We start from the raw sequence: 17753 nt of genomic DNA, 5'->3' as shown, positions 1-17753 counted from the left end.
ATTTGCTTAAACTGTAAGTATGAAATCAGTAAGGTTTTCCTCGGTGCTTAACTGAAGTTTTTTGCGCAATCGGTGGCGTGCTGTTTTTACACTGTCGGGAGAAATATTCAGGATGGATGCCATTTCCTTGATGGACAGGTTTAACTTGATTAAGGCGCAAATCTTTAAATCATTCGTGCTGATTTCAGGGTATTTTTGTTTCAAACGCGTGTAGAAATTCTTGTTGACACTTTCAAAGTAATTGTCAAAATCCTTCCAGTTGTTATCCTGAATGGTGTATTTGGATACCAATTTCTTCAGGTCCTTTTCAGATGTTGGTTCTTTTTTGCTGAGTATCGTCTTGATTTCGTCGAGCAACTCGTTCTTTTCCAGCATTTGGATGGTTATCGCGCTAAGCTGGCTTTCCTTGTGTTCGATGTCGTTTTGGAATTGCTGTTCCTTCAATTGTTTTTGTTCTTCCATCAAATTGACCAATTCCTCTTTGGTTTTAAGCAATTGTTTGTCTCTTTTATTGATGCGTTTCAGGAAGAAAAACAATATCGTAAACACAAGGATCAATACAATCAGAACTGTAACCAACAGAAAGTTGGTCAGCCTGGAAACTTTTTGTTCGGCGGAAATCAATTCGAGTTTTCGGTTTTTTTCAGAGACATCAAACTGTACTTCGAGGCTCTTTACAATTTGTTCCCTTTCGTAAGAAAAAAAGCTGTCCTTAATCGCTATGATTTGGTGTTGGAGTTTGCTTACTTCCTCAAAATCCTGCTGCTCTTTTTTTAATTCAATCAAAGCCTCTATCGTTTTGATTTCAAATGTTTTATCGGAAAGAGGAACAGCGATGATTCGCGCTTTGTTGAAGTAGTTTTCCGCCTGAGCCGTATCTTCTTCAAACTGCATCTGCCAGTTGCCCATTGCAATCAGGGCAGTAACCTGAGCCTGTTTGTTTTCGGAACTTTCGGCAAGTGCCAATGCTTTTTTGAAATAGTTTAGGCTTTCGTCCTTGAAGTCTTTTTCCTTTGCAATTTCACCCAATCGGCAGTAGGATGAAGGTAAATAAGCTATGTTTTTTGTCTTTTCAAATTCCTCTAAAGCTAAAGTGTAATATTCTTCGGCCTCGAACCGTTCATTTTTTAATTCGTGCAGTGAACCAAGACTGTTATAGGCCAATCCCAAAGTTCCTGATTTATCATTTTTGTCCTTAAGCCCGTCTACAACTTCGGTGCTGAGTTCCATCGCTTCGTCATATTTTTTCTGGCGGACATAAATGGTACTAATCAACTGCAGGCATTTATAGCGCCCAACCGAAGCTTTTTCAGGATCGGTTTTTTCGAGGTTCTTGTATTCGTTGAGGGATTTTGTGACAAACTGTAAACCTTTTTCCAAACTGGAACCATAAGAACAGATACCCAAGTATAGTAGTGATTCGGCTTTGTCGGCGGTATTTTTCTCTTTTTTAGCCTTTTCAAGAGCCTGCCAGAAGTAGCCAAAAGCTTCATTCTCGTTGTCTTTTACCAAAGCAGCCCAGCCTTTTTGCATCAACGGGTTATTCGATGGCGATGCAAATGCGCTCAGCGAAATGATGAAAAGTAAAGTGACGAAAAGTCTTTTGGTAAAATTCATGCCCCAAAATTAGAATTTTTTATTGTCATTCCTAAGATTGAAGGTGTACAATAAGTAAACACTCGGTCATACTACAATTTTATCAGGCGTTCTGCAGCCTGAATAAGCGTATCATCATCTTTTGCAAAACAAAAACGAATGCATTTCGTATCTTTTCCATTAGCATAAAAGGTTGAAATCGGGATTGTAGCCACGCCAAATTCCGACACTAAACGTTTGGTAAACGCCAAATCATCCTCGTTTGAGATATTGGCATACGAAGCCACTTGGAAATAGGTTCCTTCACAAGGCAGTAATTGGAGTTTGGTTTCCTTTAGTAAATCCCTAAAGAAATCCCTTTTCTGCTCATAGAAGCTACCAAGGCTGTACACATCGACACTATCCAAATACTCAGAAATAGCAACCTGCGAAATGCTGTTAACACTAAAAACAAGGAACTGATGCACTTTTTTGATTTCCCTCATCAGGTTTTCGGGAGCAATCACGTAGCCAATTTTCCAGCCTGTAATGTGGAATGATTTTCCAAAAGAGGAAATGCTGATGCTTCGGTTCCACAGTTTGGGGCGATGATGAACCGAAATATGCGCTTGCTCAAAAGTGATGTATTCATAAACTTCATCCGAAAGGACCAGCAGTTTAGGAAAGGAATCCAATAATTTTTCCAATTGGATAAAATCGGTGTCTGTCCATGTTTTTCCGGTTGGATTATGCGGGTTATTGATGATGATGAGTTTGGTTTTTTCATTGGCAGCCGCAGTTATCGTATCCCAATTTGGAGTAAAATCATCATTGAGTGGCACGCGAACGGGTTTGGCATTGCTTAACAAAATAGGTGCCTCATAACAATCATAACTTGGGTCGAGGATAATTACCTCTTCATTGGCATTGACCAATGCCTGTATAGTGGCAAATATCCCTTCGGTTGCACCGGCAGTAATCAAGATTTCGTCCTTAGGGTTTATAGTCCTTTGATAAGATTGCTGCGTAAGTTGGGCAACCTTGTCCAAGAGTGGCGGATAACCGCTCATCGGTGTATATTGATGTACATTTTCAGTAGTGAGTCGCGAAAGGATATCGGTCAGTCGTTTGTCTACAGGGAAGTTTGGAAAACCCTGCGAGAGGTTGATGGCATTGTATTCGTTTGCCATTTGCGACATTACCGTAAAGATGCTGGTGCCTATGTGCGGGAGTTTGGACATGCTAAGCCGATTTAAGGAACAGGGTAGTCATGGTTCGGGCCCAATATCTTGGAACGTTATGTTCGTTTTGTAAATGGGCCACGGCATCGTTTGACTTTTTGTTTTTGGCATCAAAATCGGTAAGGATTTTTATCCAATGGTCGATATTGTGACCTGTTTTTTCAATTACCTTTTCATCGGAAACATCCCAATATTCTTTTTTCATAATGTTGTTTTTTGGAAGCTAAAAGTATAAAAAAATCACTTTAAAACTAAAAAGCGTTTAAAGAATGAGGTATACAAAAGGTTAACGTTTCAGAGTAAAATGCCCTCTGTGAATCCGTCCGTCCTGCCTGTGGGCTACAAACCAATAATCGTCGGCGAATAATAATTTGCCGTTGAGTTTGCCATCCCAACCCGGGCTTCCCGACATAAAGCCTGTAATCAGCTTCCCGTAACGGTCATAAATATAAACCTTGAAGTCGGGTTCGTTTTCTGAGTTCCGGATGTACCAGGTTTCATTGTAACCATCGCCATTAGGGGTAAAAAATTTAGGATAATTGAGCAGCCATATTTCCTGGGTTATGAGTCGGCAGCCACTTGTGTCACGAACATAAACAGTATATAATCCGGGTCTTAAATGCAAAAACTCAGGGCTGAGCTGCCAATTAATCCCGTCAAGGGAATATTCAAAAGCACCCTGACGGGTGGTTACTACCGTAATGCTGTTTTCATTATCGGTCCAGTCGTGAGTGTCGATGCGTTCTATTTCGGGCACGTCGGCAATGTTGACCGTGATGGTTTGTGAATTATTGCAAGTCGATGGAACGCCATTACAACTGCCATAATCATTGGTTGCAGCCACCGTTACAATAGTCGTACCGATGTCACTTATGGTTATGGATGGATTAGTCGAGCCGTCGGACCATGCATAAGTCGTCGTTGGAAGATTGCCAATAGAGGCATCTAATGTTACGGGTTGGTTGTCGCAGATATTGTATTCTGTCAGCAGGTTAATCCTTGGTATCTGTCCTGCAATCAGATCAAAAGAAGCGGTTTGGTAGCAATTAGGCAATTGATTAAAAATCAGCCTGATGTAAATCGTCTGCGGATTGTTTGCCGGATTGAAAGCAGTAGTATTGGTTATAGGATTACTGTTGTTGTCGGCATCTGCCTGCGAGGTATGATAAGACAGCGTATATTCCGCTGTTGACTGGCTTCCGAGTATTACAGGGTTTTGGACTGTTAAATCAAAAGTTTCATTGCCTGTTAGGGTTGGAATGCATTGAACGATGTTACAGGTTGGATAAATGGTAACCAGTGAATTCAAATCGGATAAGTCAAAAGTAACTGCCACGCCATTGCCACAGCTGTCTTCTACTTCAAACTTATAAATACCGACTGTGAGGTTGGTGAACACATTCGAATTCCCGTTGTCTACAATAAATGGGAGGTGGTCCTTTTCGATAATCCTAAAATGGAGTGGTGGTGGACCTGTAGTATGCAGCAGTACATCAAAATTACCTGTCGTTGAACACGGAATACGCAACACATCGGTGATGCCCAAAGCCGTAGTGAAGCTTAGTGTAGGGGATAATATTTCGATACAATCTTTATTTGGCGACGGAACCAAACCGCTGTTGATGTCGCTGCCGTTATTAAAAGATATAAATTGGTGTACAATCCTGAAAGTTCCGCTAAACGTAAGGTTGACAGTGGTGTCATTATTTTGTAATAGATAGGAATTTGTGGCATTTGGTACCGTTCCATCAACATAAACAATTTCTGTTCCCGGATGTCCCCAGGTTCCTGTTATTGGGTCCAATAACTTTTGAAGCCAGAAAGTTTCAGATGAAGTTACATTATCCAGGAAGTCGAGCGGAATGTTGAACACGCCGCAATCGGCAACCAGAGAATAGTTGCTTCGGCTTACCACATAGCCATCAACGGTTGCAGACGCTATAGAAGTTAAACTACAACTATCTTCAGAGCTAAAGGTATAAGTTCCGGCAGGCAGATCAGCCATGTATAATTCACCATTGCTGATTATGTGATTGGAAATATCAAAAGGGAGCGCAGCCGTAAAGGCAGGAGGAGCTGCTGTAATCTTTACCGATGTCAGCAAGCCATTATTACTGATAATCTTTACAGAGCCTTTGTTGACATCACAGCCCTGTAGTACATCTATCTTGATTCCTAAACTCATGAATGGTTCCACAGTTACATGCAATGGGTCGTAGACGTTGCCACATTCGTCAATAATTTCAACGGTATAATCACCAAGAGGAACGGGAGTTAAGGTTAGGGCACCCGCGCTGTCTATTATGTCTGATACATTGTCTGGCAATGCAAAAGGATAAGTAGCCGGCGCAGCAGTTATTATGGCGGAAATGATTTCATGATTGGCAATGCTCACAATTATGGTCCCGTCATTGCTTAGGCAGCCATTGGCAAAGCCAACGATGTTGGGAACCGGAAGCTCATCTTCGATGGTAAAATCAACGGTGTCGGTCCTGCCACAGGTATCGGTGATGGTGATGGAATAATCGCCTACGGGTACAAAATTAGGGTCGTTCCCAAATTGCACTACAGATTGGGTATAAGGACCCGGAAATCCAGTAGTAAACGCTGCAGGATTAAAGCCCGGCGGAGCTACAGTAAACTGAATTGTATAAGAGCCGGTAAAATTACTTGCATTCAGACTGAAGAAGAATCGGTTGCAGGGTAAGGTTGTCAGGGTGTGGGATAATGTTATTTCGTCGCTTACGATAAAGTTGTTCAACGGATAGGTTATCCCGCAGCTGTCGGTTAGGATGACATCGTATACATAAGGTGCAGGAAGGAAAGGAATAGTCTGCTCAATGTGTTGTGATAAAGGATCTCCAGAGTTTAAAACGGTATTGATGTGCGTGTCGCCCGTAGGAAGATGCAGGATATAATGTATCTGTAATGGATAAGCAATTACGGTTCCCGGTGCTGCTGCTACTGTGTTATTGGCCAATATAAAGTTACAGGAAGGAGGGGATGCGGGAGTAAAATCGGGATTGATGGTGGAAAGGATAGGAGGGTTTACATTTACCGTATATGCCTGTACTACCGAGTTCCCGCAGGTATCGGTAACCCTAAATCGGTAAACGCCGGCTGCCAAACCGGTAAAGGTATTGGATGCCTGAGGCGGAAATGTAGCCGGTCCTGATATTATAGCATAAGTTGCAGCGGTTCCGGTAAGAGCGGTAATCGTAGCCGTGCTGGTATTGGCACAAGCCTCATTAACCGAGTTGACGGCATAGGTAAGCGGGGCAAAGGAGCTTGTAATCGTGACGTCCTGTTGCTGGGTAGTGGTCGTACTTCCGACAGTCTCCCTGGCAATAATGCGGTAGTCTCCGGCAACGAGGCCGTTGAGTACTGAAGCCGGTCCAGATGCGTAAGGTGTGGTGAGGTCGGGTAGTTTGTATATGAAATAATCCATGGTTCCGGCTGGATCGGTATTGGAAACCGAAAAACTTAAGGTGCCATTTCCCGGGCAGGTTTCGTTGGTATGAGTCACAGACAGGCTGAATCCAAATCCTATTATAGGAAATAAAAAGAGGAGTATTGCAACCCGGATATTGGATAATACCTTCATACGAACATTGGGGGTAATATGTTCATTTATAACAGTTAAACATCGGTTTTCCCTACTACTGGAGGATTATAAAAGTACTAATAAATTACTGAACCTCAATAAGCGGAGGCAAATCTTAACATATTCGGCATAAAAAAAGCACCCTGTTATAAGGTGCTTTCAACAAATAAAGTTTAGTTGTATTACTGTTTTTTAGCTGCTTCTTCAGCTATTTCCTTTTTGCTTTCCAGTCTTGGCCTGTCTGAAGCGGACATATCGCGGACGCATACATATTTCCCGTCTCGTTTTTCGAAGACTGCGATATAATTTCCGGTGTATAATGCGTTGCTTGCAGCATCAGATACCCTATAGTTTCCTATTTCTACGACCTGGTTTCCGTCTGTTGAAGGGAAGATTTCATTGACTACAAAAGCGATTTGGTATCCTTCAGGGAATTCTGCCAGGTCTTCTTTGGTTGACTTTCTAATGGCTTCCTTGCCCACTAAAGGTGGTTTGTTTTGAGAGAAACTGGTAGCGTCATCAGCGTAATATTCTTCGCCGGTAACGTTACGGTCATTAAACAATTCGGCCATTTTGTTTTCCATAGCCTGAATCTCGTTCTTGATTTGTTCTTTGTCTATGGCAACCTCCTGTGATTTTGGCTTACAGCTTATGACTAGGGATAAAACTGCCATAAAAACGACACTGTTTAAAATTCTGTTTTTCATATAAGTTTGGTTTAAGTGGTTTTTTCGATTCATAAATGTAATAATAATTTGCTGAAAATCAATATTCCAAACAAAATATTTGACAGATTGTTTTATGGTACTGTTATAAGCTTATGTTATGCAATCCGTCACTTCGAGTGATTTTGTGAAACAAAATTGTATCGAGAAGGGGTATTAACGGAAAGGTTCTCGATACAATTTTTACGCTGTAAAAATCACTCGAACTGACGATGCGCTAAGAGTTCTAATTGTTATAGAATGTAATACAGTCGTATTAAAATGAGATTCAATGCGTCATTTCCCGCTTTAGTTCGCGGTTGGTTTTTGATTTCATCTTGAGGGCCTTCATCGAGGGTTTGATGATGTGGTGCCTTAGGCTGTGCCCGAGATAGTCCAGTTTTTTACCACGGATGATGGTGTATACCGCAAGGCCTGTCAGGAGTATGAGGATGATGGGCTCTGTGTTTTTGGGTGTGGACATCTATGGGGATTTTTAGGGATACCAAGTTACGATTAATTAATGAAACAACTCTGTTTTTTGACATACAAAAATGCGCGTTCTTTACGATATCTTTTAAATGTAAGGAAATCCGTTAATGATGTAAAGATAAAAACGCAGGATACACTGAAATTTGTGTTGCACTTTTACCAGATTCAGTAGGTTATGAAAATTTTGAAAAAACAAGTACTCCGTGGACCCAATGTCTGGAGTAATTACCGCAATCGATTAATACAGGTTCGCCTCGACCTTGAAGAAATGGAGGACTTCCCAACCGATAAAATCGATGGGTTTTTGGAACGCTTTAAAGCGGTATTTCCACAAATGGTTTCCCATGAATGTTCAGAAGGAAAGGAAGGTGGCTTTTTTGAAAGGCTAAGACGCGGTACCTGGCTGGGTCATGTGATGGAACATGTGGCCCTCGAAATCCAGTCGATGGCTGGAATGGAATGCGGCTTTGGCCGTACGAAAGGAACCAATATCCGTGGAGTTTACAATATGATGTTTTGCTATGAGGTGGAAGAAGCCGGTCTATATGCTGCGGAATCTGCCTTCCGGATGGTTGAGGCAATTGCTAAAAACGAGCCCTATGATTTTGAAAAGGATATTGAAGAACTAAAAATCTTAGCCAGACGACACGGACTCGGGCCAAGCACCAAAAGCATTGTCAAAGAGGCACAGCGAAGGGGTATTCCCTGGATGAGGCTTGGCACCAATTCGAAGATACAGCTTGGCTTCGGTTCCGCACAAAAACGATTCCAGGCCACTATGACCTGCAATACTTCCGATGCCGCCGTACGATTGGCAGGGAATAAGCATGCCGCCAAGGAATTACTGGCAACCCATTGCATACCTGTAGCCAAAGGAGACAGCTGTTCTACGGTTGAAGGATTAAAGGAAATAGTTGATACTATTGGTTTTCCTTTAGTGATTAAGCCTATTGATGGCAATCAGGGAAGGGGTGCTACCATTAATATCCCTGATTATGAAGCAGCTGTTACTGCTTTTGAATATGCGAAGCAAATCAGCAATTATGTTATTGTAGAACGCTTTGTTGCAGGTTCTGATTACCGTCTGCTGGTTATTGATGGAAAACTCATTGCTGCTGCCAAACGCATTCCTGCTATGGTAACCGGAGACGGAGTACGTACTATTGATGAACTCATCCATGAGGTTAATAGTGAGTCGCGTCGTGGCGATGGGCATGAGTCATCCTTAACCAAAATACATTTTGACCAGGATACCTTTACACAGCTTGAAAAATATGATTATACCATTGCTTCCATTCCGAAGAAGGGTGAAATCATTTATCTTAAATCGACCGCCAATTTGAGTACAGGTGGCACTGCTGAGGATGTGACCGATAATGTCCATCCTGAGAATAAATTCCTTGCAGAACGGGTTGCCAAAATCATTGGGCTTGATATCTGTGGGATTGACATTATGGCTGAATCCATTGAAGAGCCTTTGCGTGAGAATGGGGGTGTCGTGCTTGAAGTTAATGCCGCACCTGGATTTAGGATGCATCTTGATCCTTCTGTTGGAAAATCAAGAAATGTTGCTTCGGCTGTGGTTGACATGCTTTACCCGCAAGGGACACAACCTACAATTCCCCTTTTTGCAGTTACCGGAACCAATGGTAAAACCACGACTACCCGATTATTGGCACACATGGCCAAATCGGCAGGATATGTTCCCGGATATACTACTACAGACGGCATTTATATCAACGGCTATAAAATAAAAAGTGGTGACTGCTCCGGGCCTTCGAGCGGCACTTTGGTACTCCAGGATCCTACTGTAGACTTTGCAGTGCTTGAAACTGCCAGGGGCGGACTGTTACGCAGTGGGCTTTGTTTTGACCATTGTGATGTGGGTATCATTACCAATATTGCCGAGGATCATTTGGGACTTAACGATATCCACACCTTGGAAGACCTTACGAATGTAAAAGGCGTGATTGCCAGAAGCGTCAGGAAAAATGGATGGGCTGTGCTGAATGCCGAAGACGATAACTGCCTTAAAATTGCCGATACACTCGATTGCAACATTGCCTATTTTGCCTTAGACCCAACAGACGACCGGGTACATCATCTTATCAATACAGATGCCCTGGTTGCTACGGTAGAAGGAAACCATATCACCATTATTTACGAAGGAGAAAAATACAGGATTGAAGACGTTACCAATATTCCGCTAGCCGAAGGAGGCAAGGCGCGATTCATGGTGGCCAACATCCTGGCAGCATCGGTTGCTGCCTTTGCGTGGGGCATTTCGGTAGACCACATTAGAGAGGCACTGTTGACGTTTATTCCGGGGCATGAAATGACACCGGGAAGAATGAACCTTTTTGAATTCAAAAACTATAAGGTATTGGTGGATTATGCGCACAATCCACACGGATTTTTAGCCTTAAAGGAATACCTGGATAACTTCCATCCCAAAAGGAAGATTGGCATCATTGCCGGAATAGGAGACCGTCGTGATGAAGACACCATTGAACTGGCACGGATAGCGGCTACAATGTTTGACCATATCATTGTAAGGCAGGAGCACAGCCTTAGGGGTAAAACCGTTGATGAAATCAATGCACTGGTGGTTAAAGGTATTCAATCTGCAGGACCTAAGGTAACCTATGATCTGGTTCCGGAGGAAACGGAAGCGATTGTCCATGCTTTTAAGATTCTGAAAAAGGGAGACCTCTTGGTTGCGCTGAGCGATGGGTATGATGCCGTTATCAAGGTAATCCAACAGGAACTCGATAAGGAATCAGTAATTGCTTTGCCGAATGATACGCATGTTGAGGCTGTGTGAGATTTTTAATTACATTTGAATACTAGTCCAATTCGATGAAAACCATTGCAGCTGTTTCGGCGATAATCTATCATGGCAAAAAATTCCTTTGCGTCCAAAAAGGCGCGAACAAATACGATTATATCGCTTATAAATATGAATTTCCCGGTGGTAAGGTAGAAGAGGGGGAAACCCATGAAGCAGCGGTAATCCGGGAAATTAAAGAAGAGCTGCAAATGGATGTCACAATCGTTTCACAGCTCACTTCAGTAACACATCATTATCCTGATTTTTTATTGGTACTACATAATTTCCTTTGTTCGTGCAGATCGGCTGAATTGGTATTAACTGAGCATATTGATTTTAAATGGCTGTCTAAAACGGAGTTGAGGTCTTTGGACTGGGCGGCTTCGGATGTTCCTATTGTGGAGGAGTTGGTGGGGCTTAAATTATGATATGTTCATTTTGTCTTGATACAAAACGAACCAAAAAATCAAGGCTTTAAATCTTCAGCGGTCAATTTAAATTTTAAATCCTAAAAGAAAAGAACTCGCTATGCTCAAACAGCTTTTCTTTTTTACGGATTTTTCAATTAATTGACTCTCGCTTCCAGATTTTAAGGCCAGAGCACCCTACATTATTTAAGGAATTAAATAGTTTTATTTTTAGCTGCTGTGAGCGCGGCCTCAATTGTTGCAATTACTTCCGGAAGTTTTTTGTGGATTTCCTTTGACCAAAAGCGAAATACGAGCCAACCCGATTGTTGGAGGAATTCGTTTACTTCTTTGTCGCGTTCCATATTGCGGAGGATTTTCTTTTCCCAGAACTCGGCATTGGTTTGTGGTTTCTTTCTCGTTTCCCAATCTTTGCCGTGAAAGAATTCGGAATCTATAAATATCGCAATACGATGTTCCTTAAAGGTTAAATCCGGACGACCGAAAACGGTTTTGTTGTTTTTGCGGTAGCGGTGGCCGAGTGCCCATAGGGCTTTGGAGAGGATTAATTCGGGTTTGGTGCCGGTGGATTTGATGGCACGCATGTTTTTAAGACGTTGTGATGGGGTAAGGTTGTCCATCTTTTCATTTTTTTATTCTTCTTCTTGTGGAATTGGCTCGTCTTTCATGAATGCTTCAAATGCTCCCACTGGTGCAAAATCAATATTTATAGTATTATAATCCTCTTTTTTTCGCCACAGACGAACAGAGTCAGTACCCTTTTTTTGTAACCATTCACGAGTTACTAACTTCCGTTCATTTAAACCTAATACATCTATTAAAAGCCATTGACCTAATGCTGATTGTCCATACTTTTTTCCATTTTCATCTACTTCATTATGACTACCTGATTGAAAATGTTTCATGCTGTCCCCTGTTAATAAACAAGGAATAGTTTTACCATTAGGCAAATTTAAGTGAAATCTAATTTCTGGTTTATTACCTTTTCCTGAATAACTTTCCCTAAATTTCTCGAATTCAAATATATTCTTCGTAAAGAAGTCAGGATGCTTTTTGTGAAAATCTCTAGGAATAGGGATGTAAACTTCATTTAACGGTCTGGGAGTTGTACCACTTTTTGGGGCACCATTCCAAGCATTTAAACCTGATTTTTGTTCAACTTCTTTACTGTCATAAGAATATAATGGCAAATACGCTTCAACAATTTCTTCTTTAGTTTCCTCTGCTGTTTCAATTAAATTAAAATATGCTTTAAGTAAAAAAGAAAAAGGATCTTCAATTATTTTTACATCAAATTTATGAAGTATTAAAGTGTCGCTTTTCGAAGAATCGAATTTCTGCCATATTTGAGAATCTCCAAAAGTATATTTATAATTTTTAATTCCATCCGACCATAAAAGGGCATTGGGTGCTATATTAAAGTCTTTCAAGTTATTAATGTCGATCAATGGATATGTGCACTCATTTACAGTAAAAATACCTTTATCGCGAGTGATATAATGATAAATATTTTTATCCTTTGATAATCCTAAGCGAAAATAGTCACTTTCCAACTTTTCATTTTTAATTTCCGATATTCTGTAAGCTAAAGCTTCTTTATCGCCAGCCTCAAGTAAAATATTTATCTCATTTTGATTGCGTTTCAACTGCATCACTTTTTGAAATGATGGTTTACTCGACATCCAGGTTTTTAATCCAATACCAATTCTTTCATCGTCAAAAACAGATACAACATCATGTGGAGTATTTCCAATATCAGCATTTTGACTTTTAAATATTTTAGCGAAAACAGTTTCTTGAAATTTTGAGTCAAGATATGGAATTAAATCTCCCTGTTTCTGACGAAACAAATTAGATAATGCACCATACACCTGTAAAAATTTGATGTAATCCTCACGCTCTTCTTTAGAATATTTTTCCCAAATACTCATATTACAGTACTTTTATAATATGTTTGGCTATCCTTTCAATCAAAGTAGTCGTTACTGAATTACCAGCCTGCATATACAATTTACTGTTAGAGATATTTGGTAAAATATATTTATCCATTGGATAACCTTGAAATGCAAAACATTCTTTTGGAGTAAGTTTTCTAATACCATAATCGTCTAAAACTAATGGTACATTATGTCCTCCGGCGCCCATATTTGCAGTAAGAGTAGGGCAGACATTACTTTTGTTTTCTCTTACATAAACTCTCCGCCACTGATAAATAGTGTCTTTCGAAGTCATTGTTTTTACTAACTCAGGATAATATTGGTGATCTTTTTTATAATAAAGATTATCCGCCTGTTTTCCTTTTTCTAAAATATCATGAATAGTTTTGGTTAATGGAATTGGTTCTGGAAAATTAAAATTCTCGTAGTTTTTAACTTGTTTGGGATCAAAAGCAACGATAAATATCCTTTCTCTGTTTTGAGGGACATTCGCATGAGTAGCAGAATTAAGAACTTTTGTATATGCCTTGTAACCAAGTTTATCTTCTAAAATTTCTAAAATAATTTTAAATGTATTTCCATTGTCATGCGAAACAAGGTTTTTTACATTCTCCAAAAACACAACTTTTGGTCTGTGTTTTTCAATGATTTTTTCTAAATCAAAAAATAAGGTTCCTCTGGTATCGTGAAAGCCCTTTCTATAGCCTGCAATGGAAAATGCCTGGCATGGAAAACCAGCACATAGGACTTCAAATTTTTTAGGAATGTAATTTTTGGTGTATTCTTTTGTAATATCCCCAAAAGGGACTTCACCGAAATTTGTTCTGTAGGTTATTTTAGCATTGGTATCCCATTCGCTAGTATAAACACATTTTCCTCCAACATTCTGTAGAGCAATTCTAAATCCGCCAATCCCTGCAAATAAATCTATAAATTTAAAATCATATTTTTCTGGAGTAGGAAAGGGAACATCTTCTACCTCGAACAACAATTGTTGAAGCGCTACATCTTCCACTAAATTTAGCTTTTCTTCTTCGTTTTTATATTCAACGATTTGTTTCAAATAATGTGCTGCTTCTTTCTTAAAATGATCTTTAACTCCATTATGATAGTTGTGTAGATAATGTGTTAGAACAGCCTTTTTATTATTACTATCCTCATCGAAACGAGCATTAAATTTTTTATCGTCAAATTCATCAATGGATATCCTTTCTTTCAATTTCATTTTAAGCAGTAATTAGTTGAGTTGCAAGTTCGTGAATTTTGTATTAAAAAATTAGGAGGTTGATTAATTCTTTACCAAATTTTTTAACATTGGGATGTTAACTATTCTCGAAAAAAACACCCACTTAAAGTGAGTGCTCATATAACCTAAGAAAATATCCTAATCCTCCCTATTACTCAAAAGCAACAATCCCAGTCCTAAACCAACCCCAGCCAGAACAGCCAGGCCTATATTGTTATTTGATGGTGACCCGGAAGGAGGATTCCCATATACGCGATGCGGATTTTGAGACTCTTCCAGGATGTTGCCCGGATTAGCGTCTTTATTTTCATTGTGTTTCATTTTATATCGGATGACTGCTGATGCCGCATTGATGATGAGCTTTGGAAACAACAAGTACAGGTTGGTGATTACTGCTGCCTTTAAGTCGGGATACTGGCCTTTTTTTGGATGTTTGGCCAAGGCAATCATTTTTGAGGCTGTTGTAAAAGGGTCGGAGGCAATTGGGGAAATGGGGATGTCAAATCCGGAATATTTCGCCGAGTGCAGGTTTCCGGTGGAATTTTGCAGCTGTGGAAAAAGATTGCAGACATGGATGTTGCTTCTGTTGGAGATTTCTCCCTGTAGGCATTCCATCATGCCCCTAATGCCATATTTTGTGGCGGAGTATACCGCGCTGTAAGGTGCCGGTACATAGCCTCCGATGGATACGTTGTTAATCAGTATTCCTTCGTTTTGTTCCTTGAAAATTTTAATGGCTTCGTAGGCGCCATGCATATATCCGAACAGATTGGTTTTGATCACCTGTTCATGGATTTCCATTGGAATCTCTTCAAACTTTCCACTCGCCATAACTCCGGCATTATTCACCCACACATCGATGCGGCCACTCAATTGCAAAGCCTCTTCAGCTATCCTACTCACATCCTCGGCTTTTGAAACATCAGCATAGACTCCTATAGCGGTGGCGTCGAGCGCCCTGCAGATGGCGACGATTTCGTCCACTCCTTTTTTTCCCCTTGCCACGAGGACCAGGTTGCATCCTTCGGCAGCGAACAGTTCGGCTGCGGCACGGCCCACACCGCTGCTTGCGCCGGTAATAACTACTGTTTTTCCTCTGAGGCTGTTTTTGAAATTTTCTATGGTTTCCATGACTTAGTTTATTTACGGATTACCAGTAAAGTTATTTCTTAATTAAGATTTCGGCTTATCACTTTTTGAGGAAAGTTTATAAGATTACGACTAAGCGCGAAACCTGTATTTCTGTTTATGGATTCCCGCCTTCGCGGGAAAGACAACAAGTTTGCGCCGACATTTTCTCGACGCATGCTTCCAGTTCTTTTCGATGCATGCTTCCAGTTCTTTTCGACGCATGCTTCAAGTTCATCTCGACACATGCTTCCAGTTCTTTTCGACGCAGCCTGGACATTTTGTCGACGCAGCCTCGACATTTTCTCCACCGTATTGACAGACAAAAAAACACCCACTTAAGAGTGAGTGCATAGATTCCTCCTTCGTCGGAATGACAAAGTAAATAGGCAGTTACATAAACAACGCCATCAAAATATCCGTCTGGATGCTTTGGCACTTTGTTGAAATTTTGCTTTCGATGAGTGTGGTGAAATTGGTAGCGAGGAATACATAGCTGTCGAGTTCGGGTAAGTACATCAGGACACAGCCGGCGCCAATTCCGCCGCCGGAGTGGCCAATGGCGTACGTGGTTCCGAGGTCATAGTATTCCAAACCAAGACCGTATCTTTTGCGACCGTCTTTGCTTACGAATTGCTGCATCAGGGCTAATGTTTCGGGTTTCAGGATTTTGCCCTGTACCAAGCCTTTCATGAATTTGACTGCGTCGGAAGTAGCGCATACGATTCCGTCATCGCCACGCAATGAGGCTACATTTACTTTTTGGATGTTGGTGATGTTGGCTGGTTTTTCGATGTTTAGGACGTCCCAATACGAATCAGCTATGCCTTCAATTTTCCTGTAATTGGCTGCTGTAAGGTAGTGGGTTTGGGTCAATCCCAAAGGTTTGAAGATTACCTTTTCCAGATACTTTACGTGGTTGCCGGTGATTTTGTCTGCGATTAGCGATAGGAGAGTATAGTTGGTGTTAGAGTAGGCGTATTGCGTTCCCGGAGCAAAATCCAGCGGTTCGTTCTTCACCATATAAACGCAATTCCATACATCAAATGTCTGCAGAGGATGTTCCAAAACGAAAGTGACAAATTTGGGCTTTGTGGCATATTCCGGAATTCCCGAGGTGTGGTTGAGCAGCATTTTTACTGTGATGCCTCTTGTGGTTAACAATCCTGCCTGTTTTGGGTCAAGGTATTTTGAAATGTCGTCTGAAAGCTTGATTTTACCTTCTTCGGATAATTTTAGGATAGCCACTGCCATGTACAGTTTGCTGACACTTTGCAGGTAATGCAGGTTGTCGTTGGTAAGGGGTTGTTTGTTTTCCAGATTGGCATACCCTTCGGAATAGGTCCAATCGCCTTGTGGAGAAGAAAATGAAATGGCCGCTCCGGGAAGTCCGTTGGCTACATTTTTTTTCAGGATTTCGATTACGTCTGCTTTTCGGGTTTCGAATGTTTTTTGTGTGCCTTGGGCAAAGCCCAATTGGGAAAAACTGAATAATGATGCAATAAATACGGTAATGATTTTTAGCCTTTTTACGATGAAGTTGAGTTCTGACATGATTTTGATTTTTTAATGATTAATTGATGAGTGAAACTTGAGGCAAATGTATAGGCATGCCAGGGCACAACTCAAGCAAATCAAGGGGTTTGTTGCCGAAGTGTACCAATTTTGGAGTTGAAATGCAGTCGAATGTATCGAAACGGAAGGCGGAGTGTTTAGAGCGAAGCGGCGTCCTGCCCGAACCATTTCTTAAAATCGGGAGCTTTGAGTCGGCTTATCGTAAGTTGCGTTGGAGTAGGATCCTCGATTGAAGTTTCAATCTCAATCTTGTTGTTTTCGATGCGTTTGAAGGATTTTATTGCATCGCGGTGCAGGATGTATTTTCGGTTTACCCGAAAGAACAATTCGGCCGGAAGGGTTTCCTCGACTTTTTCGAGCGAACTGTCAATAATATGTGATTTAAAATCAGCATTGACAATATAGGTGCTGTTGTCTTCTACGTAAAATCCCCGGATTTCGTTTAACGGAATCTTGATATTCCTGCTTCCCAAACGGACACTAAAACCTTCTGCCTTTAAGGTTCTTTCATCGGTGAGGGTTGTGGTGGTTGATTTCCAGATGTCGTAATAATACATTCCTATATAAATACCGTTGATGACCAATATCCAAATCAGGAAGATGAAAATGTCGTGGGTGTAAAAATTGGTTGGAACCGGCGTGTCCTTTAAGATCGCGTTTAGGATTTCGGTTGGGATGATAATCGAAAGCAATCCCACAACAACTGTAACGGCAAGTTGAAAGACTAATCTAGATACACTGAAATCAATCAAAGGCTTTTTTTCTTCAATCTTGAATATAGTGTACCGAATGATGAGCCAGCACAAATAGCCCTGAATCGTATCCATTAAAAGCGTTTGGATAAAATAACCGTTGAACTGAATATTGTTATACGTAAGGAAATAATTCAGCAGATTGATAATCGGAATCAATAGTAAAAACAAACGGATGTCTTTGGTTGAACCGGGTTTCATAGCCATGGTTTATATTAAATGGATTCCCGCCTTCACGGGA

At 40.9% G+C, this 17753-nt stretch carries 14 protein-coding genes; 2 read left to right on the top strand and 12 right to left on the bottom strand.

Annotated elements, in window-relative coordinates:
• Window positions 1-6: 6 nt before the first annotated feature.
• From L1S31_RS08530 to L1S31_RS08505, 6 genes are all read right to left on the bottom strand, one after another.
• On the bottom strand, window positions 7-1617 hold the full coding sequence (locus L1S31_RS08530) for a tetratricopeptide repeat protein (RefSeq protein ID WP_236464307.1): 1611 nt from the start codon (window positions 1615-1617) through the stop codon (window positions 7-9).
• Between the two features lie 71 nt (window positions 1618-1688).
• Window positions 1689-2816, bottom strand: a complete 1128-nt coding sequence (locus L1S31_RS08525) for a methionine aminotransferase (protein ID WP_236464306.1) — start codon at window positions 2814-2816, stop codon at window positions 1689-1691.
• A 1-nt stretch (window position 2817) separates the two neighbouring features.
• Complete coding sequence (locus L1S31_RS08520) at window positions 2818-3021, bottom strand: DUF4287 domain-containing protein (protein ID WP_236464305.1); 204 nt, start codon at window positions 3019-3021, stop codon at window positions 2818-2820.
• 81 nt (window positions 3022-3102) lie between these two features.
• Complete coding sequence (locus tag L1S31_RS08515) at window positions 3103-6420, bottom strand: T9SS type B sorting domain-containing protein (RefSeq protein ID WP_236464304.1); 3318 nt, start codon at window positions 6418-6420, stop codon at window positions 3103-3105.
• Window positions 6421-6602: 182 nt separating this feature from the next.
• On the bottom strand, window positions 6603-7127 hold the full coding sequence (locus tag L1S31_RS08510; protein WP_236464303.1) for a YybH family protein: 525 nt from the start codon (window positions 7125-7127) through the stop codon (window positions 6603-6605).
• A 286-nt stretch (window positions 7128-7413) separates the two neighbouring features.
• A complete protein-coding gene (locus L1S31_RS08505; RefSeq protein ID WP_236464302.1) occupies window positions 7414-7608 on the bottom strand; it encodes a hypothetical protein in 195 nt (64 codons plus the stop codon).
• Window positions 7609-7791: 183 nt separating this feature from the next.
• On the opposite strand from L1S31_RS08505, the gene cphA reads away from it, so the two are divergent.
• A complete protein-coding gene (cphA, locus tag L1S31_RS08500) occupies window positions 7792-10440 on the top strand; it encodes a cyanophycin synthetase (RefSeq protein ID WP_236464301.1) in 2649 nt (882 codons plus the stop codon).
• A gap of 35 nt (window positions 10441-10475) precedes the next feature.
• Window positions 10476-10874: a (deoxy)nucleoside triphosphate pyrophosphohydrolase gene (locus L1S31_RS08495; protein WP_236464300.1), complete on the top strand. Its 399-nt coding sequence runs from the start codon at window positions 10476-10478 to the stop codon at window positions 10872-10874.
• A gap of 194 nt (window positions 10875-11068) precedes the next feature.
• Here L1S31_RS08495 and L1S31_RS08490 read toward each other — a convergent pair whose 3' ends face one another.
• From L1S31_RS08490 to L1S31_RS08465, 6 genes are all read right to left on the bottom strand, one after another.
• Complete coding sequence (locus L1S31_RS08490) at window positions 11069-11494, bottom strand: very short patch repair endonuclease (RefSeq protein ID WP_236464299.1); 426 nt, start codon at window positions 11492-11494, stop codon at window positions 11069-11071.
• A 12-nt stretch (window positions 11495-11506) separates the two neighbouring features.
• Window positions 11507-12805, bottom strand: coding sequence for a phospholipase D-like domain-containing protein (locus L1S31_RS08485; protein WP_236464298.1), 1299 nt, complete (start codon window positions 12803-12805; stop codon window positions 11507-11509).
• A gap of 1 nt (window position 12806) precedes the next feature.
• Window positions 12807-14036: a DNA cytosine methyltransferase gene (locus tag L1S31_RS08480; RefSeq protein ID WP_236464297.1), complete on the bottom strand. Its 1230-nt coding sequence runs from the start codon at window positions 14034-14036 to the stop codon at window positions 12807-12809.
• Between the two features lie 159 nt (window positions 14037-14195).
• Window positions 14196-15188 carry an SDR family NAD(P)-dependent oxidoreductase gene (locus L1S31_RS08475; RefSeq protein ID WP_236464296.1) on the bottom strand — a complete coding sequence of 331 codons (993 nt, stop codon included), beginning with the start codon at window positions 15186-15188 and terminating at the stop codon, window positions 14196-14198.
• 390 nt (window positions 15189-15578) lie between these two features.
• Complete coding sequence (locus L1S31_RS08470) at window positions 15579-16739, bottom strand: serine hydrolase domain-containing protein (RefSeq protein ID WP_236464295.1); 1161 nt, start codon at window positions 16737-16739, stop codon at window positions 15579-15581.
• 158 nt (window positions 16740-16897) lie between these two features.
• A complete protein-coding gene (locus L1S31_RS08465; RefSeq protein WP_236464294.1) occupies window positions 16898-17713 on the bottom strand; it encodes a LytR/AlgR family response regulator transcription factor in 816 nt (271 codons plus the stop codon).
• Window positions 17714-17753: the final 40 nt, after the last annotated feature.

Source organism: Flavobacterium wongokense (genome assembly GCF_021608265.1).
GTDB classification, from domain to species: Bacteria; Bacteroidota; Bacteroidia; order Flavobacteriales; family Flavobacteriaceae; genus Flavobacterium; species Flavobacterium wongokense.
Note: the sequence above shows the minus strand (reverse complement) of the source record. Positions and strands in the feature narration are given on the sequence as shown.

What these genes read in the sequence shown, in the direction of transcription:
- L1S31_RS08505 (WP_236464302.1), bottom strand. Translation starts at nt 7,608, where the DNA reads ATGTCCACACCCAAAAACACAGAGCCCATCATCCTCATACTCCTGACA.
- L1S31_RS08470 (WP_236464295.1), bottom strand. Translation starts at nt 16,739, where the DNA reads ATGTCAGAACTCAACTTCATCGTAAAAAGGCTAAAAATCATTACCGTA.
- L1S31_RS08525 (WP_236464306.1), bottom strand. Translation starts at nt 2,816, where the DNA reads ATGTCCAAACTCCCGCACATAGGCACCAGCATCTTTACGGTAATGTCG.
- L1S31_RS08510 (WP_236464303.1), bottom strand. Translation starts at nt 7,127, where the DNA reads ATGAAAAACAGAATTTTAAACAGTGTCGTTTTTATGGCAGTTTTATCC.
- L1S31_RS08520 (WP_236464305.1), bottom strand. Translation starts at nt 3,021, where the DNA reads ATGAAAAAAGAATATTGGGATGTTTCCGATGAAAAGGTAATTGAAAAA.
- L1S31_RS08515 (WP_236464304.1), bottom strand. Translation starts at nt 6,420, where the DNA reads ATGAAGGTATTATCCAATATCCGGGTTGCAATACTCCTCTTTTTATTT.
- L1S31_RS08530 (WP_236464307.1), bottom strand. Translation starts at nt 1,617, where the DNA reads ATGAATTTTACCAAAAGACTTTTCGTCACTTTACTTTTCATCATTTCG.
- L1S31_RS08485 (WP_236464298.1), bottom strand. Translation starts at nt 12,805, where the DNA reads ATGAGTATTTGGGAAAAATATTCTAAAGAAGAGCGTGAGGATTACATC.
- L1S31_RS08495 (WP_236464300.1), top strand. Translation starts at nt 10,476, where the DNA reads ATGAAAACCATTGCAGCTGTTTCGGCGATAATCTATCATGGCAAAAAA.
- L1S31_RS08465 (WP_236464294.1), bottom strand. Translation starts at nt 17,713, where the DNA reads ATGAAACCCGGTTCAACCAAAGACATCCGTTTGTTTTTACTATTGATT.
- L1S31_RS08475 (WP_236464296.1), bottom strand. Translation starts at nt 15,188, where the DNA reads ATGGAAACCATAGAAAATTTCAAAAACAGCCTCAGAGGAAAAACAGTA.
- L1S31_RS08480 (WP_236464297.1), bottom strand. Translation starts at nt 14,036, where the DNA reads ATGAAATTGAAAGAAAGGATATCCATTGATGAATTTGACGATAAAAAA.
- L1S31_RS08490 (WP_236464299.1), bottom strand. Translation starts at nt 11,494, where the DNA reads ATGGACAACCTTACCCCATCACAACGTCTTAAAAACATGCGTGCCATC.
- cphA (WP_236464301.1), top strand. Translation starts at nt 7,792, where the DNA reads ATGAAAATTTTGAAAAAACAAGTACTCCGTGGACCCAATGTCTGGAGT.